This is a genomic window from Nonomuraea gerenzanensis (assembly GCF_020215645.1).
GTDB lineage: Bacteria > Actinomycetota > Actinomycetes > Streptosporangiales > Streptosporangiaceae > Nonomuraea > Nonomuraea gerenzanensis.
The window spans coordinates 10,876,885-10,899,419 of the sequence record NZ_CP084058.1 but is presented as its reverse complement, the minus strand read 5'-3'; the positions used below and the strand labels follow the sequence as shown (position 1 = coordinate 10,899,419).

General features: G+C 71.3%; 23 protein-coding genes. 13 read left to right on the top strand and 10 right to left on the bottom strand.

All coding sequences use genetic code 11. From position 1 onward, the window contains the following. Positions 1–52: 52 nt before the first annotated feature. The 3 genes from LCN96_RS50745 to LCN96_RS50735 are packed head-to-tail and all read left to right on the top strand — an operon-like array spanning position 53 to position 1,801. Entirely contained in the window at positions 53–610 is a 558-nt protein-coding gene (locus LCN96_RS50745; protein WP_225269556.1) for a DUF6624 domain-containing protein, read from the top strand. Between the two features lie 46 nt (positions 611–656). Further along, on the top strand, positions 657–1,625 hold the full coding sequence (gene pip, locus LCN96_RS50740; protein ID WP_225269555.1) for a prolyl aminopeptidase: 969 nt from the start codon (positions 657–659) through the stop codon (positions 1,623–1,625). Next, a complete protein-coding gene (locus LCN96_RS50735; protein ID WP_225269554.1) occupies positions 1,622–1,801 on the top strand; it encodes a hypothetical protein in 180 nt (59 codons plus the stop codon). Before pip ends, LCN96_RS50735 begins: the two co-directional genes overlap by 4 nt. 83 nt (positions 1,802–1,884) lie before the next feature. Here the strand turns inward: LCN96_RS50735 and LCN96_RS50730 are convergent, their stop codons facing one another. Then, positions 1,885–2,379: an Lrp/AsnC family transcriptional regulator gene (locus LCN96_RS50730; RefSeq protein WP_253756801.1), complete on the bottom strand. Its 495-nt coding sequence runs from the start codon at positions 2,377–2,379 to the stop codon at positions 1,885–1,887. Between the two features lie 114 nt (positions 2,380–2,493). On the opposite strand from LCN96_RS50730, the gene LCN96_RS50725 reads away from it, so the two are divergent. Beyond that, positions 2,494–2,946, top strand: coding sequence for a DUF2000 domain-containing protein (locus tag LCN96_RS50725; RefSeq protein WP_225269552.1), 453 nt, complete (start codon positions 2,494–2,496; stop codon positions 2,944–2,946). A gap of 183 nt (positions 2,947–3,129) precedes the next feature. Here LCN96_RS50725 and LCN96_RS50720 read toward each other — a convergent pair whose 3' ends face one another. From LCN96_RS50720 to LCN96_RS50710, 3 genes are all read right to left on the bottom strand, one after another. Beyond that, positions 3,130–3,918: a maleylpyruvate isomerase family mycothiol-dependent enzyme gene (locus tag LCN96_RS50720; protein ID WP_225269551.1), complete on the bottom strand. Its 789-nt coding sequence runs from the start codon at positions 3,916–3,918 to the stop codon at positions 3,130–3,132. Positions 3,919–3,923: 5 nt separating this feature from the next. Then, positions 3,924–5,096, bottom strand: a complete 1,173-nt coding sequence (locus tag LCN96_RS50715; protein ID WP_225269550.1) for a Cmx/CmrA family chloramphenicol efflux MFS transporter — start codon at positions 5,094–5,096, stop codon at positions 3,924–3,926. A 245-nt stretch (positions 5,097–5,341) separates the two neighbouring features. Continuing rightward, positions 5,342–6,130, bottom strand: a complete 789-nt coding sequence (locus LCN96_RS50710; protein WP_225269549.1) for an alpha/beta fold hydrolase — start codon at positions 6,128–6,130, stop codon at positions 5,342–5,344. Between the two features lie 90 nt (positions 6,131–6,220). Between LCN96_RS50710 and LCN96_RS50705 the strand changes: the two genes are divergently transcribed. Both LCN96_RS50705 and LCN96_RS50700 read left to right on the top strand, forming a co-directional pair. Beyond that, complete coding sequence (locus tag LCN96_RS50705) at positions 6,221–6,628, top strand: YciI family protein (RefSeq protein ID WP_225276243.1); 408 nt, start codon at positions 6,221–6,223, stop codon at positions 6,626–6,628. Positions 6,629–6,633: 5 nt separating this feature from the next. After that, complete coding sequence (locus LCN96_RS50700) at positions 6,634–7,887, top strand: RNA polymerase sigma factor (RefSeq protein WP_225269548.1); 1,254 nt, start codon at positions 6,634–6,636, stop codon at positions 7,885–7,887. Here the strand turns inward: LCN96_RS50700 and LCN96_RS50695 are convergent. Then, positions 7,884–8,477: an AAA family ATPase gene (locus LCN96_RS50695; RefSeq protein ID WP_225269547.1), complete on the bottom strand. Its 594-nt coding sequence runs from the start codon at positions 8,475–8,477 to the stop codon at positions 7,884–7,886. The genes LCN96_RS50700 and LCN96_RS50695 overlap by 4 nt on opposite strands. Before the next feature lie 70 nt (positions 8,478–8,547). Between LCN96_RS50695 and LCN96_RS50690 the strand changes: the two genes are divergently transcribed. Next, entirely contained in the window at positions 8,548–9,003 is a 456-nt protein-coding gene (locus LCN96_RS50690) for a MerR family transcriptional regulator (protein ID WP_225269546.1), read from the top strand. Between the two features lie 196 nt (positions 9,004–9,199). Here the strand turns inward: LCN96_RS50690 and LCN96_RS50685 are convergent, their stop codons facing one another. Together LCN96_RS50685 and LCN96_RS50680 are read right to left on the bottom strand one after the other, a co-directional pair. Further along, entirely contained in the window at positions 9,200–10,135 is a 936-nt protein-coding gene (locus LCN96_RS50685) for a DUF5996 family protein (RefSeq protein ID WP_225269545.1), read from the bottom strand. Positions 10,136–10,175: 40 nt separating this feature from the next. Beyond that, positions 10,176–10,970, bottom strand: coding sequence for an MBL fold metallo-hydrolase (locus LCN96_RS50680; protein WP_225269544.1), 795 nt, complete (start codon positions 10,968–10,970; stop codon positions 10,176–10,178). A gap of 48 nt (positions 10,971–11,018) precedes the next feature. Here LCN96_RS50680 and LCN96_RS50675 point away from each other — a divergent pair, with 48 nt between their 5' ends. Further along, positions 11,019–11,417, top strand: a complete 399-nt coding sequence (locus LCN96_RS50675; protein WP_225269543.1) for a MerR family transcriptional regulator — start codon at positions 11,019–11,021, stop codon at positions 11,415–11,417. A 17-nt stretch (positions 11,418–11,434) separates the two neighbouring features. On the opposite strand, the gene LCN96_RS50670 is transcribed toward LCN96_RS50675, so the two are convergent. Then, positions 11,435–12,649 (bottom strand): hypothetical protein, encoded by a 1,215-nt coding sequence (locus tag LCN96_RS50670; RefSeq protein WP_225269542.1) that lies wholly within the window; start codon positions 12,647–12,649, stop codon positions 11,435–11,437. A gap of 112 nt (positions 12,650–12,761) precedes the next feature. Continuing rightward, on the bottom strand, positions 12,762–14,396 hold the full coding sequence (locus LCN96_RS50665; protein ID WP_225269541.1) for a dolichyl-phosphate-mannose--protein mannosyltransferase: 1,635 nt from the start codon (positions 14,394–14,396) through the stop codon (positions 12,762–12,764). 78 nt (positions 14,397–14,474) lie between these two features. On the opposite strand from LCN96_RS50665, the gene rsmI reads away from it, so the two are divergent. Together rsmI and LCN96_RS50655 are read left to right on the top strand one after the other, a co-directional pair. Further along, complete coding sequence (gene rsmI / locus LCN96_RS50660; protein WP_225269540.1) at positions 14,475–15,323, top strand: 16S rRNA (cytidine(1402)-2'-O)-methyltransferase; 849 nt, start codon at positions 14,475–14,477, stop codon at positions 15,321–15,323. 10 nt (positions 15,324–15,333) lie between these two features. Next, positions 15,334–16,923: a dolichyl-phosphate-mannose--protein mannosyltransferase gene (locus tag LCN96_RS50655; protein ID WP_311132129.1), complete on the top strand. Its 1,590-nt coding sequence runs from the start codon at positions 15,334–15,336 to the stop codon at positions 16,921–16,923. Here the strand turns inward: LCN96_RS50655 and LCN96_RS50650 are convergent. After that, positions 16,859–18,406, bottom strand: coding sequence for a hypothetical protein (locus tag LCN96_RS50650; protein WP_225269539.1), 1,548 nt, complete (start codon positions 18,404–18,406; stop codon positions 16,859–16,861). The two genes, LCN96_RS50655 and LCN96_RS50650, sit on opposite strands and share 65 nt — an antisense overlap. Positions 18,407–18,505: 99 nt before the next feature. Between LCN96_RS50650 and LCN96_RS50645 the strand changes: the two genes are divergently transcribed. The 3 genes from LCN96_RS50645 (at position 18,506) to LCN96_RS50635 (ending at position 22,531) form a co-directional block, all read left to right on the top strand. Continuing rightward, positions 18,506–19,726, top strand: coding sequence for a glycosyltransferase family 2 protein (locus LCN96_RS50645; RefSeq protein ID WP_225269538.1), 1,221 nt, complete (start codon positions 18,506–18,508; stop codon positions 19,724–19,726). A 95-nt stretch (positions 19,727–19,821) separates the two neighbouring features. Next, entirely contained in the window at positions 19,822–21,606 is a 1,785-nt protein-coding gene (gene metG / locus LCN96_RS50640; protein WP_225269537.1) for a methionine--tRNA ligase, read from the top strand. 70 nt (positions 21,607–21,676) lie between these two features. Further along, positions 21,677–22,531 carry a TatD family hydrolase gene (locus LCN96_RS50635; protein ID WP_225269536.1) on the top strand — a complete coding sequence of 285 codons (855 nt, stop codon included), beginning with the start codon at positions 21,677–21,679 and terminating at the stop codon, positions 22,529–22,531. The last annotated feature ends 4 nt before the right edge of the window (positions 22,532–22,535 follow it).

Below are 22,535 nucleotides of genomic sequence, written 5' to 3'. Positions count from 1 at the left end.
ACCGTGGCGGCCGGCCCGGCCGCCACGGGATCCCGGCGGAAGGAGCCGGAGCATGCGAGCGTTCCTCCTCTCCCTGCTCGCCACCCTCACCCTCGTCACGGCCTGCGGTGAGGCCGAGCCGACGAACCCCGCACTGCGTACCGAACTGCTGGCGATGCTCAAGCTGGACCAGGAGGTCCGGACGCTGGAGGCGTCCCAGGAGGACTGGGACCGCGTGGAGAAGGCGAACACCGACCGCATGCGCCAGATCCTCGACCAGCACGGCTGGCCCGGCTACGCGCTGGTCGGCAAGGACGGCGCGCAGGCCGCGTGGGCGCTCATCCAGCACGCCGACCGCGACCTGGAGCTGCAGAAGCGCGGCCTGGAGCTGATGCGGCGGGCCGCCGAGGAGAGCGACGCCGACCCGTCCGACCTGGCCTTCCTCGTGGACCGGGTCCGGGTGGCGGAGAAGAGGCCGCAGGTGTACGGCACCCAGTGGGAGACCGATCCGCAGGGCCAGTGGCGGCCCCGCACTCCCATCGAGGACGAGGCGAACGTGGACGAGCGCCGGGCCGAGTCCGGGCTGAAGCCGTTGCGGGAGTATCTCGAGGAGCTCAAGTCGGCAGAGTGACGGCCGCTATATTGAAGCGCTGTTACATTGCTGAGAGGAGCCCTTGGTGTATCCCGCGATCGAACCGTACGAGCACGGCATGCTCGACGTCGGCGACGGCAACCTGGTCTATTGGGAGGTCTGCGGCAACCCGGAGGGCAAGCCCGCCGTGGTCGTGCACGGCGGGCCCGGCTCGGGCTGCTCGGTCGGCGCGCGCCGCGCGTTCGATCCGGAACGGTTCCGCATCGTGCTGTTCGACCAGCGCAACTGTGGCCGAAGCCGCCCGCATGCCAGCGACCCGGCCACCGACCTGACCCACAACACCACCCAGCACCTGATCGCCGACATGGAGCGGCTGCGCGAGCATCTCGGCATCGACCGGTGGCTGCTGTACGGCGGGTCGTGGGGCTCGACGCTGATCCTGGCCTACGCCGAGACCCATCCCGAGCGGGTGTCGGAGATCGTCATCCCCTCGGTCACGATGACGCGGCGCTCCGAGATCGAGTGGCTCTACCGGGGCGTGGGCCGGTTCTTCCCGGAGGCGCAGGAGCGCTTCCTCCAGGGAGTGCCCGAGGCCGATCGCGACGGGGACGTCTTCAAGGTGCTGGCGGCGTACTCGCGACTGCTGACCGCCCCCGACCCGCAGGTGCGGGAGCGCGCCTGCCAGGACTGGCTCGCCTGGGAGGACGCGGTGATCTCCCAGGAGGTCAACGGCAAGCCCGGCGCCTACAGCGACCGGCCCGCCGCCGCGCAGATGGCGATGGTGCGCATCTGCTCCCACTACTTCTCCAACGGCGCCTGGCTGGAGGAGGGCGTGCTGCTGCGGAACGCGGGACGGCTGGCCGGCATCCCCGGAGTGCTGGTCCACGGCCGCCTAGACCTGGGCGGGCCGCTGCTGACGCCGTGGGAGCTGACCAAGGTCTGGAAGGACGCCCGCCTGCACGTGGTGGCCGACTCCGGGCACACGGGCAGTGAGACGTTCAGGAAGCTGCTGTTCGAGGCCATCGAGGGCTTCGCGCCGGCCAAGGAGGGGTGAACCCGCGGCTCGCGATCATCTCGGGGTTTCGGACGGTGCCCCTGGTGACCATCGCCTCGCCGTCGGACGACTCCGTACGGGTGAGCCGCGGGTTCGCAGGCTGGCAGGCGGACAGGGCGCGGCGAGGCGCCGCCAGCGGCATCGCCACCCCTTGTCCGCTCGCTGACCTGCCGTAACCGTAACCGGACAGCCCATACGGGCACCACTTATTTAGTGTTGCGGCCACCACACGTTCACGGCCGCGGCGGGTCGTGGCGGCTCAGCGTTTGCGCCCCGTACGCGGTCGCGAGGGCCGCTCGGGCGGCAGCACCTCCACCGAGGTCTTGCGGATGTGGTCGTAGACCAGCGAGGTGCGCACGTCGGCGATGTTGCGGTGCCGCGAGACGTGGTCGAGCACGAAGTCGCGCAGATGCCCCGCGTCGCGCACGCCGACCTGGATGATGAAGTCGTCGCCGCCCGACACGACGAACACGGCCAGCGTCTCCGGCAACGCGGCCACGTAGTCGCGGAAGCCCTCCACCGCCTCGCGGATCTTGGGGTGCAGGCGCACGTTGATCAGCGCCTGCACCGGGCGGCCGATCGCGTCCAGGTTGACCTCGGCGTGGAAGCCCTCGATGACGCCGGACGAGCGCAGCGAGCGCACCCGCTCCAGGCAGGTCGAGGGGGCGATGCCGAGGTGCTCGGCCAGCTCGCGGTTGGTCTGGCGGCCGTCGCGCTGCAGCTCGGCGAGTATCGCCGTATCAAGTTCGTCCACGTGCACATCGTGGCACGGGTTTCCGAATTATCTTCGGAAAATCAGCTTTCTGGTTGGTGGAACGGCGGGCTCGGTGTGACTCTGCTGGGACAACTTCGGAGGAGGGATGCGTCGATGACCGTGCTCGACGAGCTGGAACGCCGTACCGATCTGCCCACCAAGGAGCTGGCGGTCAAGTGGGTGATCGTGATCGACCGCGACCTGCCCCGGGGGCTGCAGGCCAACGCGGCGGCCTGCCTGGCGGCCTCCACCGGGGTGTCCGTGCCGGCCATCGTGGGGTCCGGCGGGGTGGACGCCTCCGGGCTCGCGCACGCGGGGCTGCCGTGGACGGGCTGCACGGTGCTGGGGGCGCCGGCCGCGATCGTGGGCCGGATCAGGCAGGAGGCCGCCGCCGAGCCCGACCTGGTGGTGGCCGACATGGTGGCCATCGCGCAGCGGACCAACGTCTACGACGAGTACCTGGCCGAGCTGGCGCGCACGGAGGAGCCGCCGTACTACGCGGTCAGCCTGTTCGGGCCCCGGGCGGTCGTGGAGCGGCTCACCGGGCGGCTGCCGCTGCTGCGGTGATCCACGAACTGCCCGGCAGCAGCCTGGCGGCGAGGAGGGCGGCGAAGACGATCAGCGCCGCCCCGCACGCGCCTCCAGCACCCGCACGGCCACCGGCGGCTGCGCCCCGCCCAGGACGGCGATGAGCCCCGCCGAGGCGAAGCACCAGGCGAGCCGCCGACCGCCCCGGCCGCGCCCGACCAGTCAGATGGGCGGAACCAGCTCGAAGTAGCGGTCGAGCACGGCCTTGTCGCCGCGCACGGCCAGCGCCTCGGCCGGGATCCGCTGCCAGAGGAACAACATCAGCTCCGACGCCGTACCGGCCAGCTCGACGTCGAACGCCTCACCGCCGAGCCGTACGCGCTCGCCGTCGAAGCACACCACCCACTCGCCAGGCCCGTCCGTCCGCAGGAACCGGAACCGCTCGCCCGCCCCCGGCGGCGCCGACGTCCAGGCCCGCCGCGTCGGCGCCATCACCTCGAACGTCTGCGTGATCGCGTCGGCCGCGATCTCCTCGTGGATCGGGCCGGGCGCGCCGACGGCGTTCTCGGCGTCCCAGCGGTGCACGGCGGCCTCGATGACCTGCATCCGCAGCCAGAACCCGACCGTCTGCTCCCGCGACCACGTCCACACCTGCTCGTCCGGCGGACGCTGCCTGAACAGGGCCTCCAGCCGCCCCGCACCCTCCTCGAAGGCGTCGAGCAGCGTGGCGGGGATCGGCCCGTGAGTCGGGCTCCGGCCGAGCACCGGCCAGCCCGCCGTGTCGGCGGGAAACTCCGTTCTGCCCAGGTCGGCGAGGTCCGGCGGCGCGTCGAGCCGGTCCCTGACGACGGCGATCACGAAGCGATGCACCCCGGCCAGGTGGAACACCAGGTCGGACATCGTCCAGTCCGGGCAGGACGGCACGGCGGGCGCGTCACCCGCCTCGGCCGCCTCGCGTGCGGCGTCGTGGAAGGCGCGTACTTCCCGGTGGAAATGTGCGGCGGCATCCATGCGTCTCACTGTGCCCCAGCCCGAAGATCGACCTCCATCCGATTACGCAGCCCGGCGACCCCGGCGACGGCCAGCGCGAGCGCGACCATCACGGCGCTCACCCACAGCGGCGACCGGAACCCGAGCCCGTGCCCGATGGCCAGGCCGCCCAGCCAGGGGCCGAGCGTGGCGCCCACGTTGAACGCCGCCGTGGCGAAGGCGCCGCCCAGCGTGGGAGCGCCGGTGGCCGCGTACAGGACCTGGGAGATCAGCGTGGACCCCACCGCGAACGACAGCGTGCCCTGGACGAGGACCAGCACGATCGCCGGCACCGTCGCCCCCGCCGTCATCGCGAACGTGGCCCAGCCCGCCGCCAGCGCCAGCCCGCCGGCGACCAGCAGCGGCACGGGCCGCCGGTCCGCCAGCCGCCCGCTGATCGTCACCCCGGCGAAGGAGCCGAGCCCGAACAGCGCGAGCATCGCCGGCATCCAGGCGGAGCCGATCCCGCTGACATCGGTGAGCACCGGCGCCAGGTAGGTGAAGGTGCAGAAGGTGGCGCCGTTCACCAGGGCGCCGAGCAGCAGGAGCACCAGCAGCCGGGGCCGGCGCAGGGTCCGCAGCTCGCCCCGCGCGCCCTCGGCCGCCCCGCCGGGAGCCGTGCGGGGCACGGACTTCAGTACCGCGAAGACGGCCGGCACCAGCGCCACGGCCACCGCCCAGAACGCCGAGCGCCAGCCCCACAGCTCGCCCAGCAGCGCGCCGCCGGGCACCCCGGCCACGCAGGCGAGGGTGACCCCGCCCAGCAGGACGGAGGTGGCGCGCCCCTTGGCGTCGGCGGGCGCCAGGGCGACGGCGGTGGCCATGGCCACGGCCAGGAACCCGGCGTTGGCCAGCGCCGCCACGACCCGGGTGCCGACCAGCACCGCGTAGCTGGTGGTGACCGCGCCGACCACGTGCGCCAGCAGGAAGACGAGCAGGAACGCGAGCAGCGCGGAGCGCCGGGACAACCGCAGGCTCAGGGCGGCCATCAGCGGCGCCCCCACCACCATCCCGGCGGCGAACGCCGAGGTGAGCAGCCCTGCGGCCGGAATGGAGACGCCCAGGTCGCGGGCGATGGCGGGCACCAGCCCGGACAACATGAACTCGGACGTGCCCTGGGCGAAGACCGCCAGCCCGAGCAGGTAGACAGCGAAAGGCATCAGACAGCTCTCACAGGAAGCCGGGCGGGACGGCAGACCGGTCCCGCTCGTGATGGATCAGCCTGGCAGCGCGTGGCTCAGGCTGGATGGGCCCGTGAGCCGGTGATCCGGATGGCGAGAGCGCCCACGAAGAACACCCGCCTCAACTGGAGAGGGCGGGGAGGCAGCGCGAAAGTGCCACCGGACGACCGGTGGCTAGCGTCTGGATGCCTCAGGGCTGGACATGGCCGTCAACCTAGCACGGATCAGACGAGGTGCGCGTGCCGCCGCAGGAACTCCAGCACCATCGGGCTCGCCACCTGCCTGAACTCCTCGAAGTAGGCGTGCCGCGCGCCCTCGATCAGGCGCAGCTCGGCTCCGGGGATGCGCCCGGCCAGCAGCGGAGCGTTCGCCGCCGAATTGAAGACGTCGTCGGTGCCGTGCACGACCAGCGTGGGCGCCTCGATGGCGGGCAGCACGTCCCAGGCGTCGTGCCCGGCGCTGGCGGCCAGGTGGCGGCGGCGCGCGTGGGCGGGCATGCGCGGGTCGCCGATCGTCCGGTACGGGCCGGGGTGGACGGCCAGCCAGGCGGGCGTGTACATCAGCTCCAGCAGCGCCCGCTCGGCGGCGGCCCGGTCGGGCTGGGCCAGCGACCTGCGCACGTCGTTGTCACGCTCCACCCCGTGGGCGCCGCCCGGCGAGCTGCAGCCGAGCACCAGCGCCCCGACCCGGCCGGGATGCCCGGCCGCCAGCCACTGGGCCACCCGGCCGCCCATCGAGGTGCCGTACACGTGCGCCCGCTCGACCCCCACCTCGTCGAGCACGGCCAGCACGTCCTCGGCGAACCCGCGCGTGCTGTACGGCTCGTCGGGCTTGTCACTGTCGCCGGTGCCCCGGTAGTCGAGGGTGATGGTCAGGTACGAGCCGAAGTCCTCGCGCACGGAGTCCCACCAGTGGTGGTCGTTGGCCTGCCCCTGCAGCAGCACGAGGGCCGATCCGGAGCCTCTGACCTGGTAGGACAGCTTCACCCCTGCGGGGGTCGTTGCGTAGGACACGTCGTCGATGGTGCCATGTCCGGTGCGCCGCCTCGGCTCCGACGTCCCTGCTGAGAGCTCACGAGAGAGAGGACGACCCCCGTGAAGTACATGATCCTGTCGTACGCCTCCCAGCAGGACTACGACGAGATGTCCGGCAAGGACGCGGGCCGCGGCCCCTGGTCCGAGGAGGACCTGGCGGCCATGACGACGTTCATGACGACCGTGAACAAGGAGCTGGAGGAGTCGGGCGAGCTGGTCGAGACGCGCGGCCTGGCGGCGCCGGTGCACACCCGCAGGGTCGGCAGGCGTGACGGGGTCCCGTACGTGACCGACGGCCCGTACGCCGAGACCCAGGAGGTGCTGGCCGGCTACTGGGTGGTGGAGTGCGAGAGCTTCGACAGGGCGCTGGAGATCGCCGGCCGGCTGGGGCGGTGCCCGGGCCCGGAGGGCGCCTACGCCAACGCCTACGCCGACATCAGGCCGATCATGGAGTCGGCCGACGACATGGGGTTCTGATCGGCATGGGCGGATCCGAGGACCTGCTGCGCGAGCTGGCGCCGCAGGTCCTCGGCGCGGTCGTGCGCCGCTACGGGCACTTCGACCTCGCCGAGGACGCGGTACAGGAGGCGCTGCTCGCGGCGGCCACACAGTGGCAGGGGGACGGCGTGCCCGACGATCCGCGGGCCTGGCTCATCACCGTGGCCGCCCGCCGCCTGACGGACCTGCTCCGCGCCGAGCAGGCCCGCCGCCGCCGCGAGGACACCGTGGCCGCCCGCGCGCTGCCGGACGAGTGGTTGTCCCCGCCCGCCGACCGGCCGCCGCCCGTGTCGGACGACACGCTCGTGCTGCTGTACCTGTGCTGCCACCCGTCGTTGTCGCCGCCCTCGCAGCTCGCGCTCACGCTGCGCGCGGTCGGCGGCCTGACCACGGTGCAGATCGCCCGCGCCTTCATGACGTCCGAGGCCACCATGACCCGCCGCATCACGCGGGCCAAGCAGCGCGTCAAGGACAGCGGGGTGCCGTTCCGCCTGCCGGGGGCCGCCGAGCGCGCGGAGCGCACGCGGGCGGTGCTGCACGTGCTCTACCTGATCTTCAACGAGGGGTACGCCAGCACCTCCGGCCCCGACCTGCACCGGGCCGAGCTGACGGCCGAGGCGATCAGGCTGGCCCGCATGGTGCACCGGCTGCTGCCCGGCGACGCCGAGGCGGCGGGGCTGCTGGCCCTCATGCTGCTCACCGACGCGCGCCGCCCCGCCCGCACCGGCCGCGACGGCACGCTGATCCCCATGGCCGAGCAGGACCGCACGCTGTGGCACGCCGCCTTCATCGCCGAGGGCGTCGAGCTGGTCACGGACGCGCTCTCGCGCGGCACCCCGGGGCCGTACCAGCTCCAGGCCGCCATCGCCGCCCTGCACGACGAGGCGCCGACGGCGGAGGAGACCGACTGGCCGCAGATCGCGGCGCTGTACGAGCTGCTGCTGCGCGGCTCGGACAACCCCATGATCGCGCTCAACCACGCCGTCGCCGTGGCCATGGCGCGCGGCCCCAGGGCCGGGCTCGACCTGCTCGAAGGGCTCGCCGGCGACGAGCGGCTGTCCGGCGACCACCGGCTGTACGCGGTCCGGGCGCACCTGCTGGAGATGTCGGGGGAGCACGAGGGGGCCCGCGCGGCGTACCGGGAGGCGGCGGAGCGCGCCATGAGCCTGCCCCAGCAGCGCTACCTGCACGCCAGGGCAGCCCGGCTGGAGCCCCGGGTGCCGGACGGCGACTCCTAGAGCCTGATGTGGCGGATGGTGACCCCGATCCGCCGCAGCCGCCGGCGCAGCGGGCCGCCGGTGCTGGGCGCCAGGCTCAGCCCGGCACCGGCCGCGACCCGCTCGGCGACCTGCGGCACCGTCAGCCGGTCCGTCTCGACGTGCTCGGCGAACGCCGGCGTGCGCAGCCGCTCCAGGCAGTCGTCCAGCCGGTCGACCGCGAACGCCTCGCGCCTGAGGCTCAGGGAACGCTGCCGCAGCCGTGCCAGCACCGTCTCCCGGTCGGCGACGAGCGCGAAGTGGCGCACGTCGTGGCCGGCCTCGCGCAGCCGGCCCAGGATCTCGTCGTAGTAGGCGGGCTCGACCAGCGTCATCGGCGCGACGACCACGCCCTTGTGCTTGCCCAGCACCAGGTCCAGCACCTCGAACACGCCCTGCCGCCAGGCCGGGTGGCGCTGGAAGTCCGAGCGCAGCGCGCGCGGGGTCATCTTGTGCAGGCCCAGGCCGACGTACTCGGGGTCGCACACCACGCTTCCCGGCAGCCTGCGGTGCAGCTCGTAGGCGGTCTGCGTCTTGCCCACCCCGAACGTGCCGTTGATCCACACGAGCATGCGGCTCAGCTTAGGGCGGAAGGCGCCGAGACTTCACACCTTTCGTGCGGACATGGCGTGCAATGGGGTCATGGACGACACGATCCCGATCGGCGAGGCCGCGCGCCTGCTCGGCGTGAACGCCTCCGCGCTGCGGTACTACGAGGAGCGCGCCCTGGTCGCTCCGGCGGGCCGCCGCCAGGGCCGCCGGGTCTACGGCAGGCAGGAGCTGCGGCGCCTGGTCTTCCTGCGCACGATGCAGCGGCTCGGCGTGCCTCTGGACACCGCGGGGGCGATGCTGGACGCCCCGGGCGAGCAGTGGCGGGCGGCGGTGCGGGAGCGGATCGGCGAGCTGGAGGCCGAGATCGCACGGGCCAGGGTGGCGCAGGAGGTGCTCCGCCACGGGCTGCGCTGCCGGGAGGAGCATCCGCCCGCGGAGTGCGCGGTCGCCGTCGGGATGCTCGACCGGCTCATCGACGGTTGCACGTTCGAGCAACTGGCGGCCGAGCACGATCCCCGATGGATCGAGCCGCCCGCCGGAAAATAATCGTCGTGGCGAGGGAATGGATCCCGCCGGGGTGTGGTTACATAATTCGTGGCCGGTGTGCCCAGTGTCCCCGGGCCTCACCTATTGCCTTCACGGAATACCGTTCGGCTGGAGCCGTGTTGTGCCTTTCGCCGAGAGGCGACACGCACACCGGTACGCACACGTAGAGCGCCCGCCCTCTCCGGAGGGCGGGCGCTCACGTGTGTACCCGCAGGTACGGGTCGGTGACCCCGCCGGGGGAGGCCAGCGTCTCCGCGTCGAGCCCGGTCAGCCGCGCCCCCGCCTGGTAGGCGCTGTCCAGGAACTCCAGCACGGCCGCCACCGGCTCCTCCATGACCCGTACGTCGTCGTAGCGCAGCACGGCCAGATGGCTGCCCCTGGCGGCGATCCACTCGGCCTGGGCGGGCCGCAGCGGCTCGCGTTCCAGCCCTTCGGGCTCCGGCGCGGTGTAGGAGTAGAACGCCGGCCACGGCCGTTCCTTGTCGCCGAACCAGAACCCCGAGCTGATCACCTCCCAGCTGTACGCCTCCCGCGTCACCGGGTCGGTGTCCGGCGAGACCTTCGCCACCCGCCCGGTGAACCGGGTGACCGCGATGTCGAAGGTGTGCCAGAAGTGGTGCACGGGGCTGGTCTTCCCGGCGAAGTCGGCGGCGAAGCGGTCCAGGAGCTGCACCACCTGCGACAGGATCCGCCAGTACCGGTTGATGAGCACCGGGTCGTAGCGGGCGTGCAGGGTGTCCTCGGCGAACGGCGTGTCGTCGCTCAGGTCGAACGGCACGGCCCAGATCTCCGGCCGGATGCCCAGCCCGGCCAGCGTCTCGAAGAGCCGGTCGTGGAAGGACGCCACCGACCTGCCGATCAGGCTGAACTCGGCGCTGCGGCCGTCGAAGACGTCCACGACCAGCCGGTGGCGGACGAGGTCGAAGTCGACGCAGAACAGCGGTTGCTCGCCCAGCCCGCCCATCGGGCGCGTGGTGAGCCCGCGCCCGGTGGGGTGGAAGGGCACCTGCCACCAGTGGTTGCGCCGGTTGCTCGACGACAGCCGGATCTTCCCCACGATCTGCGCGAACCGGTGAAAGGTCTCCTTCGCCTCGGTCCACTCCGCGAGTGGCATGGCCGGGAACAGCTCCATGACGGCCCCCTCCGATCTAGAGCATTCCCGACAATCGTAACTACTGGGAGTATTCGGCCAACTCCCAGGGGTCGTGTGCGGAGAAGACCCGTACGCCGTGGTCGTGCGCGAGCGAGCGCAGCCGCTCCTGGCTGGAGAGCCGTCGCTCCTCGTCCACCTGGGCCTGGAGCTGGAGGATGTCCATCAGCGGGTGCGGGCGCGGCTGCCTGGCCAGCTCGCCGTGGTAGAAGTAGGCGTCCCCGGCGTGCAGCAGCCACCGGTCGCCGTCCCTGACCGCCACCCCGGCGTGCCCGTCCGTGTGCCCGTCGAGCGGCACGTACAGGAAGTCCTCCTCCGGCAGGCCCGTCAGCGGGCGCACGCCGTCCACGCCCAGCCAGCGGGTGCCCGTGCCGGGATAGGTCACCCAGTGCGGCGTGTGCGCCCAGTGGGTGGGCCGGTAGCGGCGGCTCAGGCCCTGCGCCAGCGCGGCCTTCAGCTCGGCCTCCATGACGTGCACCTGGGCGTGCGGGAAGTCCGGCAGGCCGCCGCTGTGGTCCACGTCGAGGTGCGTCAGCACGATGTGACGCACGTCCGAGGGGTCGTGCCCGAGTGCCGCCACCTGCCGCACGGCCGTCTCGGCGGGGGACAGCGCCGGCTCGACCAGCTCCGTCCACTCGCGTTCGAGGTGTACGGCGGGGTCGGCCACGTCGGCCAGGCCGAGGCCCGCCTCGACCAGGACCAGCCCGGAGGCCGGGGTCTCGACGAGCAGCGCGTGGCAGACGGCGCGGGCGGCGGGCAGGCCGTCGGGGGAGTCGATCTCGCGCATGGAGGCGAGGTTCAGATGGTGGATTCGCATGGGGTTAGACTGCGACTTGAAGCGCGGTTCAAGTCAAGGAGCCAGGGCGTGGACGACACGTTGATCGACATCGGCGAGGTGGCCAGGCAGAGCGGGCTGGCCGCCTCAGCGCTGCGGTTCTACGAGCGCAAGGGGCTCATCCAGGCCGAGGGCCGCAACGGGCTGCGCCGCGCGTACCGGCCGGAGACCTTGGAGCGGCTGGCGCTGATCTCCTGCGCCCGCGACGCCGGGTTCTCGCTCTCCGAGATCGGCGAGTTCCTGCGGGCCGGGCCGTCCGACGAGCGGCTGCGCGCGCGCATGGCCGCCAAGGAGCGCGAGGTGTCCGAGCGGGTCGACCAGCTCACCCGGCTGCGCGACAGCCTGCGCCACGCGGTGGTCTGCACGCACGACCCGCTGGTGGAGTGCCCCGAGTTCAAGCAGGCCGTACGGCGGGTCCCCAGGGGCTGAACCCGCCGTGCCGGGAATCAGGCCGAGCTGACGTACTTCCTCGGCCGCAGAGCGTGGGCCCGCAGCGCCGCCAGGGCCGCGAGCTGGCCCGGCCGGTCCATGCGCACGGCCAGGTCGTCGCTGAACGCCAGCCCCAGCGCCGTGAGCTGCGACACCAGATCGGTCACCGGCCCTGTGACGTCCTCCAGGCTCGTCGTCGGATGCCAGCCCTCGCCGCCCACCACCTCGGCCACCCGCTCGCGCAGCTTGGCGGGCGACATGAGCGTGCCGTCGGCGAGCAACATCAGCGCCGCCTCCCTGGCCGACACCTCGAACTCGTGCTCGCCCCTGGCCAGCAGCAGCCGGGTGACCGCCGACCACATGGCCGACTTCGACTTCAGCAGCCGCAGGCCGTAGTCGGTGATGGCCAGCTTGGCGCCGTCGCGGCGGATCGCGCCCAGCTCCCGCTCGGCCAGGTCACGCAGCCGCGCGGCCTCCGGAGAGGGCGCCAGCCGCAGCGGCAGCGTCTCTCCCGAGGCGGCCACGGACAGCAGCCGGTGCAGCGCCGGCAGCGGCTGCGGCGCCACCGGGGCGTGCAGGCGCACCTCGAACGGCTGGGCCAGCTCCCGCCTGGCCGGGCCGCGCCCCAGCACCCAGCGGTTGAGCCGCTCGCCGTGCACGCGGTTGAGCCAGCTGTCGCCGCCCAGGTCGGCGCGCGGCTCGGTGAGCCAGCGCCGGGTCAGGGCCGTGCGGTCGACGTTCTCGCCGGCCAGGATCGCCAGCTCCAGCGCGGCGGAGCAGGCGATGTGCGCGCCCAGCTCCTCCGGCCCCATGATCATGCTCCACTGCAGCTCGGGCACGTCGGGCGGCAGCACGCCCGTGGCCTCCAGCGCCTGCTGGTAGGCGGCGGTGCCGGCGTCCTCGCCCTCGCGGGCGTAGGTACGCAGAATCTGTACGGTCGTGGGGGACACACACATGGCGGCGTACCGCTCCATGCCGCCGAGCTGGAGCAACCGCCCCAGTGAACGCGCCAGGCGCTCCATGTCGCCGCTGCCCTTCATCGTCCCGGCGTTGGGCGGCGCGACCTTGAGCGGCAACGTGTACCAGAGGAACTCGCAGACGTCGAGCTGGGTCACCGTCTCCAGCGGCTCCCCACCCGTCAACCATTCGACGGCGGTCCTGGCCTCCTCGGCCAGATCCGGGTGAGATCGCTCCAACTCGGCGAGAAGGGCGGTGACATCCGGTGCACTCATGCCTCGAAGTTTGCCGTATCGACCCCGGGCCTGACGATGACCGAATCCGGTGCGTATTGGGTCTTGCACAGCGACTACCTAAAAAACCCCTATTGAGCCGACTGTAACGTGATCATATCCACCGTTTCTCGAACAACATGCGGGCCTTCCAGTCCACGTACGGAATCAGCTCGGCGGAGAGAATGGGGTGCAGCCACCAGAAGTTGATGAGCGCGAGCAGCGCGAACGCGCCGACGACGGCGGCGCCGAGGGTACGCCGCATCGGCATGGCCCCCTTGACCGTCGGCGCGGCCGGCCCGATCAGCAGCCCGGCGCACAACGTGATGGCCAGCACCATGAACGGCACCATCGGAATGGCGTAGAACAGGAACATCGTGCGGTTGTCGGCGATGGCGAAGTAGAACCACGGCAGCCAGCCCATGGCGTAGGCCAGCAGCACCGCCCCGGCCCGCCAGTCGCGCGCGGAGAAGTACCACGCGATCAGCGCCACCAGCGCGGCCACCGCGCCGAACCAGATCACCGGCGTGCCCACGCCCAGCACGGCCTGCGAGCAGTCCTTGACGCCGCAGGTGTTCTGCTTGCCCTCGTAGAAGAAGGCCACGGGGCGCAGCAGCAGCGGCCAGGACCACGGCTCCGACATGTACGGGTGCGAGGTCTCCAGGTCGCTGTGGAAGGTGAAGACCTGCCACTGGTACTGCACCCACGACCGCATCGAGTCGAAGACGAAGAAGATGGGGTTGCCGGGTGTGGTGGCCCGGTCCCAGTTGCGCCCGTAGCCGCCCGCGGTGAGGAACCAGCCCGACCAGGTGGCCATGTACGCCACGAACGGCACGACGCCGAACGCCACGACCCCCTGCGGCACGTCCTTGCTGAACGCCCCCTGGTAGGGCCGGCGCAGCCCCACGGCGCGGCGGGCGCCGAAGTCCCACAGCAGCGACATGATCGCGAACCCGACCGCGAACGCCAGGCCCGACCACTTGACCGACATCGAGAAGGCCAGGCACACCCCGGCCGCGATCCGCCACCACCTGATGCCCAGCGACGGGCCCTGCGGCGACAGCGGCGAGCTCTCGTACCAGGTGACCAGCTTCTCCCTGGCCTGGTCACGGTCGACCACCAGGCACGCGAACGCCGCGAGCACCCAGAACATGAGGAAGATGTCGAGCAGCGCCGTGCGGGAGAGCACGTAGTGCAGGCCGTCGAGCGCCAGCAGCAGGCCCGCGAAGCAGCCGAGCAGCGTCGAGCGGGTCATCCGGCGGGCCACCCTGGCCAGGATGAGGATGGACAGCGTGCCGACGACCGCGGCGGCGAAGCGCCAGCCGAACGGGTTGAGCCCGAACAGCCACTCGCCGGCGCCGATCATCCACTTGCCCATCGGCGGGTGCACCACGTAGGAGGCGCACTTGTCGAGGTCGGCGGCCGTGCACGACTGCCAGATGTCGGTGTTGCCGGCGATGATCGCCTTGTCGGCGTCCTTGACCGTGACCTTCTCGACCCAGTGGGTGATCAGCGAGAAGGCGTCCTTCATGTAGTACGTCTCGTCGAACACCACGGCCTTGGGATGGCCGAGCTGGATGAAGCGGATGATGCCGCCGAACAGGGTGACGAGCAGCGGCCCCACCCATCCCCACAACACGCTGCCGCGCATGGGGGGCACGACCCGGTCGCGTACGGACCGCGTCCTGGGATGGCTCTCGCCGACCTCCGAGCTCTCGTAGGCCTGGTACGGGGAATCGGTCACCGCCATTCGGACATCGTACGGGCCCCAGAGCGGTGGTTACCAAGGAAACACGGTCTAATCGGGATGCCCTGCCACAATGGTCGGGTGACAGGGAACGGCAGGTTGGTGCTGGCAGGAGCCCCTATTGGCCAGGTCGGAGACGTCTCGCCGCGACTGCGCGAGCTGCTCGCGGACGCGGACGTGGTGGCCGCCGAGGACACCAGACGGCTGCGCAGGCTCGCCGCCGACCTCGGCGTCGAGCTCACCGGCCGGGTGGTGTCCTACTACGACCAGAACGAGGCGGGCCGGGCCCAGGAGCTCGTCGAGACGCTGAAGCAGGGCCGCACGGTCGTGGTGATCACGGACGCGGGCATGCCGGGCGTGTCCGACCCCGGCTACCGCCTGACGCAGCTCGCGGTCGAGGCGGGCATCACCGTCACCGCCCTGCCGGGGCCGAGCGCCGTCACCACCGCGCTGGCCGTGTCGGGGCTGGCCAGCGACCGGTTCTGCTTCGAGGGCTTCCCGCCGCGCAAGACCGGCGACCGGGCCCGCCGCTTCGGCGCGCTGGCCGCCGAGGAGCGCACGATGGTCTTCTTCGAGTCGCCGCACCGGCTGGCGGAGTCCCTGCGGGCGATGGCCGAGGCGTTCGGCGCCGACCGGCGGGCGGCGGTGTGCAGGGAGCTGACCAAGACCTACGAGGAGGTGCGCAGGGGCGGGCTCGGCGAGCTGGCCGAGTGGGCGGCGGCGGGCGTCAAGGGCGAGATCACGATCGTCGTCGCGGGCCACGCGCCGGGCGAGGCCGACCTCGACCTCGACGCCCTGGCCGCCGAGGTGGACCGCAGGGTGGCCGCGGGGGAGCGGCGCAGCCTGGCCGTGGCCGAGGTGGCCAAGGGCGCGGGGGTGCCGCGACGGGAGCTGTACGACCTGGTTCACAGGCGGACCGCCACGCCATAGGGTGCGCATCGTGAGGAACTGGGGGGTGTCGGCACGGCGGCTGGTCCCGCCGATGCAGGAGGGCGCCCTCCTGAGCTGGCTGGCGGCCCTGGCGGTGACGCTCTTCGGCGGCGTCCTGCGCTTCGTGCGGCTGGGCGAGCCCAAGGCCGTCGTCTTCGACGAGACGTTCTACGTCAAGGACGCGTACTCGCTGATCGTCCACGGCGTCGAGATGGCCACGCTCGGCAACGCCGAGGACCCCATCGCCGACCGCCGCCTCATCGCCGGCAACCTGGACATCTTCAAACAGTGCGGGCAGCCGTCCGAGTGCGCCTCCTTCGTGGCCCACCCGCCGCTGGGCAAGTGGATGATCGGCCTCGGCGAGTGGCTGTTCGGGATGGACCCGTTCGGCTGGCGCTTCGCCGCCGCGCTGGCCGGCACGCTGTCCATCCTGGTCATGGTCAGGGTGGCGCGCAGGATGACCCGCTCGACGCTGCTCGGCTGCCTGGCGGGGCTGCTGCTGGCGCTCGACGGGCTGCACCTGGTGCTGTCGCGGACGGCGCTGCTCGACATCTTTCTCATGTTCTGGGTGCTGTGCGGGTTCGCGTGCCTGGTGGCCGACCGCGACGCGGCGCGGCACCGACTGGTCGCCTGGTACGAGAGCGCGCCCGTCACCGAGCTGGGCCCGCGGCTGGGGCTGCGGCCGTGGCGGCTGGCGGCCGGGGCCTGCCTGGGGGCGGCGTGCGCGGTCAAGTGGTCGGGCGTCTTCTTCCTCATCGGGTTCGCCGCGCTGTCGCTCATGTGGGACCTGGGGGCGCGGCGGGCGCTGGGGCTGCGGCAGCCGTACCGGGGGGCGCTGTCGTACGACCTGCCCGGCGGGTTCGGAGCCATGGCGTTCGTGCCCGCGCTGGTCTTCACGGCGTCGTGGACCGGCTGGTTCGTCTCCGCCGACGGCTGGGGGCGCAACTGGGACCGGGCCGCCTCCGCCGGCAACCCGATCTTCTTCGTGCTCGACTCGGTGCGGTCCTGGGTGCAGTACCAGTTGCAGGTGCTGGGCTTCCACAGCGGGCTGGAGGACTACCACTCGTACATGTCGGAGCCCTGGGAGTGGCCGCTGCTCTTACGGCCGGTCTCCTTCCACTATCCCACCGGCCTGCCGCCGTCGGCCTGCGGCGCCGACGAGTGCTCCCAGGCCGTGCTCGGGGTCGGCACCCCCGCCCTGTGGTACGCCGCCGTGCTCGCGCTGCTCGGGCTCGTCGCCTGGTACGTCTCCGCGCGCGACTGGCGGGCCGGGGCGACGCTGCTGGGCGTCGCGGTGGGCTGGCTGCCGTGGTTCTACTACGCCGTCGCCGACAACCGCACGATGTACCTGTTCTACATGATCCCCGTGGTGCCGTTCATGGTGCTGGCGCTGGTGCTCATGGCCGGGCTCGCCCTCGGCAGACAGGACGCCCCCGCCTCCCGGAGGGCGACGGGGGCCGCGGTCGTGGGCGCGTTCGCGCTCGTCGTACTGATCAACTTCTGGTGGCTCTACCCGGTGCTGACCGCCGAGACGATCACGTACGCGCAGTGGTGGGCTCGGATGCTGATGAGCTCCTGGGTGACCGCCGCGCCCAAGTGACGCCGCGGCGCAGCGTGATCGCCGCCGCGACGCAGGCCAGGGGGACGGCCGGCAGCACGTACCGGTAGTCGAACTCGGCGGTGGCCGCCGGGGCCAGCAGCAGCCCGACCGCGCCCAGCCAGGGCAGCACCACGGGGCCGCCGAACTTCCGCCAGCGCACCACGACGCCGTATGCGCCGATCAGCAGGATGCCGCCGAGCATGATGCCGCGCAGGTAGAAGACCTTCTGGTAGTTGCTCATGATGGTCGCCCACGGCTGCACGACGCGGGTCTCCGGCGGGCCCTGCTCGTAGCTGAAGGCGTCGGTGTCGGTGCGGCCCCCCGCGTACGACGACCACTTGGGCAGCCGCTTGGGCTGGCCGGTGTCGTCCAGCTCCACGTACGGCTTGAACTGGTACATGTTGTAGGTCGACTCGTCGGGGAAGCGTGGACGTGCCCAGTGGAAGGAGCGGAAGAAATCGCGCGCCACGACCTTCAGGTAGTCACCCGGCTGCGACAGGATCGCCCGGGTGGCGAACTTGCTGGCCGCGTCGTTGGTGATCTCGCTCCACTTCTTGTTGATGCCCCACCGGTGCAGCACCTCGCCGGTGCCGGTGCCGTCGCCGTTGCCCTGGCCCCACAGGTACCACTGCGCGTAGTCCTTGCGCTGGCTGACCGGGTCGTTGATGCACAGCAGCAGAAGCTGGACCTCTTTGTACTTGTCGATGTCCATCTTGTTGCAGTCGGCGAAGATGGCCGTGCGCATGTAGAGGATGAGGCCGTCGCTGTTGGTCATCGCGAACTTGCCGTACGCCGAGGCGAACCACCCCATGTACGCCATCACCGGGATCGCGCAGGCCGTGACCACGGCCACGATCGGCCGCCACCCGGTGCGCTTGACGAGCAGGTAGAGCACGACCAGCGCCAGGATCGGCAGCCCGATGGAGCGGGTCAGCCAGGTCAGCGCCAGCAGCAGCCCGACGACCGCGCCCGCCTTCCAGGTCAGCCGCCGCTTCCACAGCACCATCGTGATCACGCCCACCACGAGCAGCAGGAACAGCGTGTCGGACATCACCATCTGCTCGAGCTGGATCTGGTAGGCGTCGAACAGCACGGGCGCCGCGGCCAGCGTGGCCCCCCACTTCGGCAGCCTGAACTTGATCCGTAGCAACGCGTAGATCAGGCAGGCCGTGGCCAGGCCCATCAGGTGCTGCGTGAACGTCACCAGGGTGAAGCTGTGGAACGGCTGGAGCAGCATCAGCCAGAAGCTGTAGCCGTCGGGCCTGATCGGGTGCGGCCGCGGGTGCAGCGCCACCGAGACGTACTCGTAGGAGTCGTTGAACCACATGGCCGGGCCGTAGCCGAGCATGGTGATGAGCCGCAGCACGGCGCCCACGCCGAAAGCCGCGGCGAACACCCGATGCCTGCGCACCATGGCCAGCAAACGGGCCGTCCTGCCAGGGGCGGAGGGGTCCACAGGGGTAATCTCCGCGACGCTCACCATGCTGTAAAGAATGCCAGTCGTTTTCGCGTCCGTGCCCGAGCATCGGCGCGTTCAGGGCATGATGGTTCACTGGAAGAGCCTTAACTGAAGGGTAGACACGTGGAACTGACGGTGGTCATGCCCTGCCTCAACGAGGCGGAGACCGTGGAAGTCTGTGTACGCAAGGCACTGGCGTGCATGGAGGAGCACGGCATCGAGGGCGAAGTGCTGATCGCCGACAACGGCAGCACCGACGGCTCGCAACAGCTCGCCCGAGACGCCGGGGCCCGCGTGGTCCATGTGGACGAGAAGGGGTACGGAAACGCCCTCATGGGCGGCATCAGGGCGGCGCGCGGCAAGTACGTCATCATGGGCGACGCCGACGACTCCTACGACTTCACCGCGTTGCTGCCGTTCGTCGAGCAGTTGCGTGACGGCGCCGACCTGGTCATGGGCAACCGCTTCCGGGGCGGCATCTCCCCGGGCGCCATGCCGCCGCTGCACCGCTACCTGGGCAACCCGGTGCTGTCGTTCATCGGGCGGCTGTTCTTCCCCTCCGCGATCAAGGACTTCCACTGCGGCCTGCGGGGCTTCCGGCGCGAGTCCATCTTGCGCCTGCAGCTGCAGACCGGCGGCATGGAGTTCGCCTCGGAGATGGTGGTCCGCTCCACGCTGGCCGGCCTCGACGTGCGCGAGGTGCCGACCACGCTCTCGCCCGACGGCCGCTCCCGCCCGCCGCACCTGCGCTCCTGGCGCGACGGCTGGCGCCACCTGCGCTTCCTGCTCCTGTACAGCCCGAAGTGGCTGTTCTTCTACCCCGGCGTGCTGATGATGATCATCGGGCTCGTCGCGGGCACGGCGCTGGTGTTCGGCCCGGTCGAGATCGGCGAGCTGGCCTTCGACGTCGACACCCTGGTCGGGTCGGCGGCCCTGGTGGTGATCGGCTTCCAGGCGGCGCTGTTCGCGGTGTTCACCAAGGTGTACGCGGCGGAGGAGGGCTTCCTGCCCGAGTCGCCGCGGATCCGGCGGCTGATCGACATCGTGAGCCTGGAGAAGGGGCTCGTCGTCGGCGGGCTGCTGGCCCTGGCCGGCCTCGTCGGCCTGGTGATGTCGCTGGTGCACTGGCAGGTGCGCGACTTCGGCGAGCTGGACCCGCGCGAGTCGCTGCGCATCGTGGTGCCCTCGGCGACGGCGCTCATCATGAGCTTCCAGACGATCTTCGCGGCGCTGTTCATCAGCATCCTCGGCATCCGCCGCACCCGCGAGACCCCGATCGACCACGCCGCCGCCGCTGCCGAGGAAGCCGCCGCGGCCATCAGCCTCGAAGACTCCAAGCACTGACGCCCCCTGTCACGCGCCGCCGGGGCCCGGCAACGCCGGGCAGAGCGGCGGCGGCGCGTAACAGATGAATCTCAGTAACCCGTAGGCTGGGAGTCATGACCCAGCACATCCTCACCGCCGTGGCGTGGCCGTATGCGAACGGGCCGCGTCATATCGGGCACGTCTCGGGCTTCGGCGTGCCGTCCGACGTCTTCAGTCGTTACCAGCGCATGGCGGGCAACAACGTGCTGATGGTCTCCGGCACGGACGAGCACGGCACCCCCATCCAGGTCCAGGCCGACAAGGAGGGCGTCAGCGCCAAGGAGCTGGCCGACCGCTACAACCGCGTCATCGCCGAAGACCTGACCGGTCTCGGCCTGTCCTACGACCTGTTCACCAGGACCACGACGAAGAACCACTACGCCGTCACGCAGGCCATCTTCAAGGGCCTCTACGACAACGGCTACATCTTCCCCAAGACCACGATGGGCGCCATCTCGCCCTCGACCGGCCGCACCCTGCCCGACCGCTACATCGAGGGCACCTGCCCCATCTGCGGCTACGATGGCGCGCGCGGCGACCAGTGCGACAACTGCGGCAACCAGCTCGACCCGATCCAGCTCGTCAACCCCAAGAGCCGCATCAACGGCGAGACGCCGGTGTTCGTCGAGACCGAGCACTTCATGCTCGACCTGCCCGCCTTCGCCGAGGTGCTCGGCTCCTACCTGCAGTCCAAGCAGGGCGAGTGGCGGCCCAACGTGCTGAAGTTCGCCCTCAACCTGCTCGGCGACCTGCAGCCGCGGGCGATCAGCCGCGACCTCGACTGGGGCGTGCCGATCCCGCTCGACGGCTGGCGCGACCAGCCCAACAAGCGGCTGTACGTGTGGTTCGACGCGGTCATCGGCTACCTGTCGGCCTCCATCGAATGGGCCAGACGCTCGGGCGACCCCGACGCGTGGCGCCAGTGGTGGCAGAATCCCGACGCCCGCGGCTACTACTTCATGGGCAAGGACAACATCGTCTTCCACGCCGAGATCTGGCCGGCGATGCTGTTCGGCTACAGCGGCATCGGCGCACGCGGCGGCACGCCCGGCGCGCTGGGCGCCCTCGACGTGCCGTCCGAGGTGGTCTCCAGCGAGTTCCTGACGATGGAGGGCAAGAAGTTCTCCTCCTCGCGGCAGGTCGTCATCTACGTGCGCGACTTCCTGGCCCGCTACGACGCCGACGCGCTGCGCTACTACATCGCCGTGGCCGGCCCGGAGAACCAGGACACCGACTTCACCTGGCAGGAGTTCGTCAACCGCAACAACGGCGAGCTGGTCGCGGCCTGGGGCAACCTGGTCAACCGGTCGATCTCGATGGCGGCCAAGAACTTCGGGGCCGTGCCCGAGCCTGGCGACCTCACCGACGCCGACAGGGCGCTGCTGGAGCGCTCGCGCAACGCGTTCGCGCCGGTGGGGGCCGAGCTGGGCCGCTCGCGCTTCAAGAACGCCATCACGGAGGCGTTCGACGTGGTGCGCGAGGCCAACAAGTACCTCGCCGACCAGGAGCCGTGGAAGCTCAAGGACGACCCGGAGCGGCAGAAGTCCATCCTGCACGTCGCGCTGCAGGTCGTCGACGACGCCAAGACGATGCTCACGCCGTTCCTGCCCGGCTCCTCCAACAAGGTCTACGCCATGCTGGGCGGCGAGGGCGTGTGGTCGGGCATGCCGGAGATCCGCGAGGTCGACGAGGACGGCGGCACCCCGTACCCGGTGATCACCGGCGACTACGCCACAGGCGCCGCCCGCTGGGAGCACCGGCCGATCACGCCGGGCACGCCGCTGGCGCCGCCCGTGCCGCTGTTCAAGAAGCTCGACCCGAAGGTCGTCGACGAGGAGCTGGCCCGGCTCGGTGAGTGACGATCGACGAGGGGCCGGCCCGGCTCGGTGAGTGACGGCAGCCTCGGCGCGGCGGCTAGGCTCTGATGGCGTGAGCAAGCTTCCCGCCGCGCCAGAGCCGCTTTCCTCGCCCGTCTTCGACAGCCACTGCCACCTCGACATCATGGTCGGCAACAGGCAGGCGTCGTCGGGCGACCCGGTGGCGCAGGCCGCGCAGGCCGCCTCGGCGAGCGTGCGCGGCATCCTCGACGACGCGCGGGCCGTGGGCGTGACGCGCCTGGTGACGATCGGCTACGACCTGACGTCCTCCCGCTGGAACGCCGACGTGGCGGCCCAGCAGGAGGGCGTGTACGCCGGGGTGGCCATCCACCCGAACGAGGCCCACGAGGCCACCCCCGAGGTGCTGGCCGAGATCGAGGCGCTGGCCCGGCGGCCCGAGGTGCGGGCGGTGGGGGAGACGGGCCTCGACTACTACCGCGACTGGGCGAGCAAGGACGACCAGCACGCCAGCTTCCGCGCGCACATCGAGATCGCCAAGCGCACCGGCAAGGCGCTGGTCATCCACGACCGGGAGGCACACGACGACGTGCTGAAGGTTCTGGCCGCCGAGGGCGCACCCGACAAGGTGGTCTTCCACAGCTTCTCCGGCGACGCCGACCTGGCCAAGAAATGCACCGACGCCGGATATTTCATGTCATTCTCCGGCCCCGTGACGTACAAGAACGCCGGCTACCTGCGCGAGGCGGCCGAGGTGGCGCCCGCCGAGCTCCTGCTCGTCGAGACCGACGCCCCCTACCTGCCTCCGGTCCCGCACCGCGGCAAGCCCAACTCCCCTTACCTCATCCCCGTCACCCTGCGGTGCCTCGCGGAGGTCAAGAACGTCCACCCGGACGAGCTGTGCGAGGCGATCAGCGCCAACGGAGTCACAGTTTTCGGCGAGTGGTGACCAA

Bases quoted from the DNA above. Each gene is read 5' to 3' on its own strand.
- LCN96_RS50670 (WP_225269542.1), bottom strand. From the start codon at position 12,649: ATGAGTGCACCGGATGTCACCGCCCTTCTCGCCGAGTTGGAGCGATCT.
- LCN96_RS50725 (WP_225269552.1), top strand. From the start codon at position 2,494: ATGACCGTGCTCGACGAGCTGGAACGCCGTACCGATCTGCCCACCAAG.
- LCN96_RS50745 (WP_225269556.1), top strand. From the start codon at position 53: ATGCGAGCGTTCCTCCTCTCCCTGCTCGCCACCCTCACCCTCGTCACG.
- LCN96_RS50700 (WP_225269548.1), top strand. From the start codon at position 6,634: ATGGGCGGATCCGAGGACCTGCTGCGCGAGCTGGCGCCGCAGGTCCTC.
- LCN96_RS50695 (WP_225269547.1), bottom strand. From the start codon at position 8,477: ATGCTCGTGTGGATCAACGGCACGTTCGGGGTGGGCAAGACGCAGACC.
- LCN96_RS50705 (WP_225276243.1), top strand. From the start codon at position 6,221: ATGATCCTGTCGTACGCCTCCCAGCAGGACTACGACGAGATGTCCGGC.
- LCN96_RS50650 (WP_225269539.1), bottom strand. From the start codon at position 18,406: ATGGTGAGCGTCGCGGAGATTACCCCTGTGGACCCCTCCGCCCCTGGC.
- LCN96_RS50720 (WP_225269551.1), bottom strand. From the start codon at position 3,918: ATGGATGCCGCCGCACATTTCCACCGGGAAGTACGCGCCTTCCACGAC.
- LCN96_RS50690 (WP_225269546.1), top strand. From the start codon at position 8,548: ATGGACGACACGATCCCGATCGGCGAGGCCGCGCGCCTGCTCGGCGTG.
- LCN96_RS50715 (WP_225269550.1), bottom strand. From the start codon at position 5,096: ATGCCTTTCGCTGTCTACCTGCTCGGGCTGGCGGTCTTCGCCCAGGGC.
- LCN96_RS50680 (WP_225269544.1), bottom strand. From the start codon at position 10,970: ATGCGAATCCACCATCTGAACCTCGCCTCCATGCGCGAGATCGACTCC.
- metG (WP_225269537.1), top strand. From the start codon at position 19,822: ATGACCCAGCACATCCTCACCGCCGTGGCGTGGCCGTATGCGAACGGG.
- LCN96_RS50685 (WP_225269545.1), bottom strand. From the start codon at position 10,135: ATGGAGCTGTTCCCGGCCATGCCACTCGCGGAGTGGACCGAGGCGAAG.
- LCN96_RS50665 (WP_225269541.1), bottom strand. From the start codon at position 14,396: ATGGCGGTGACCGATTCCCCGTACCAGGCCTACGAGAGCTCGGAGGTC.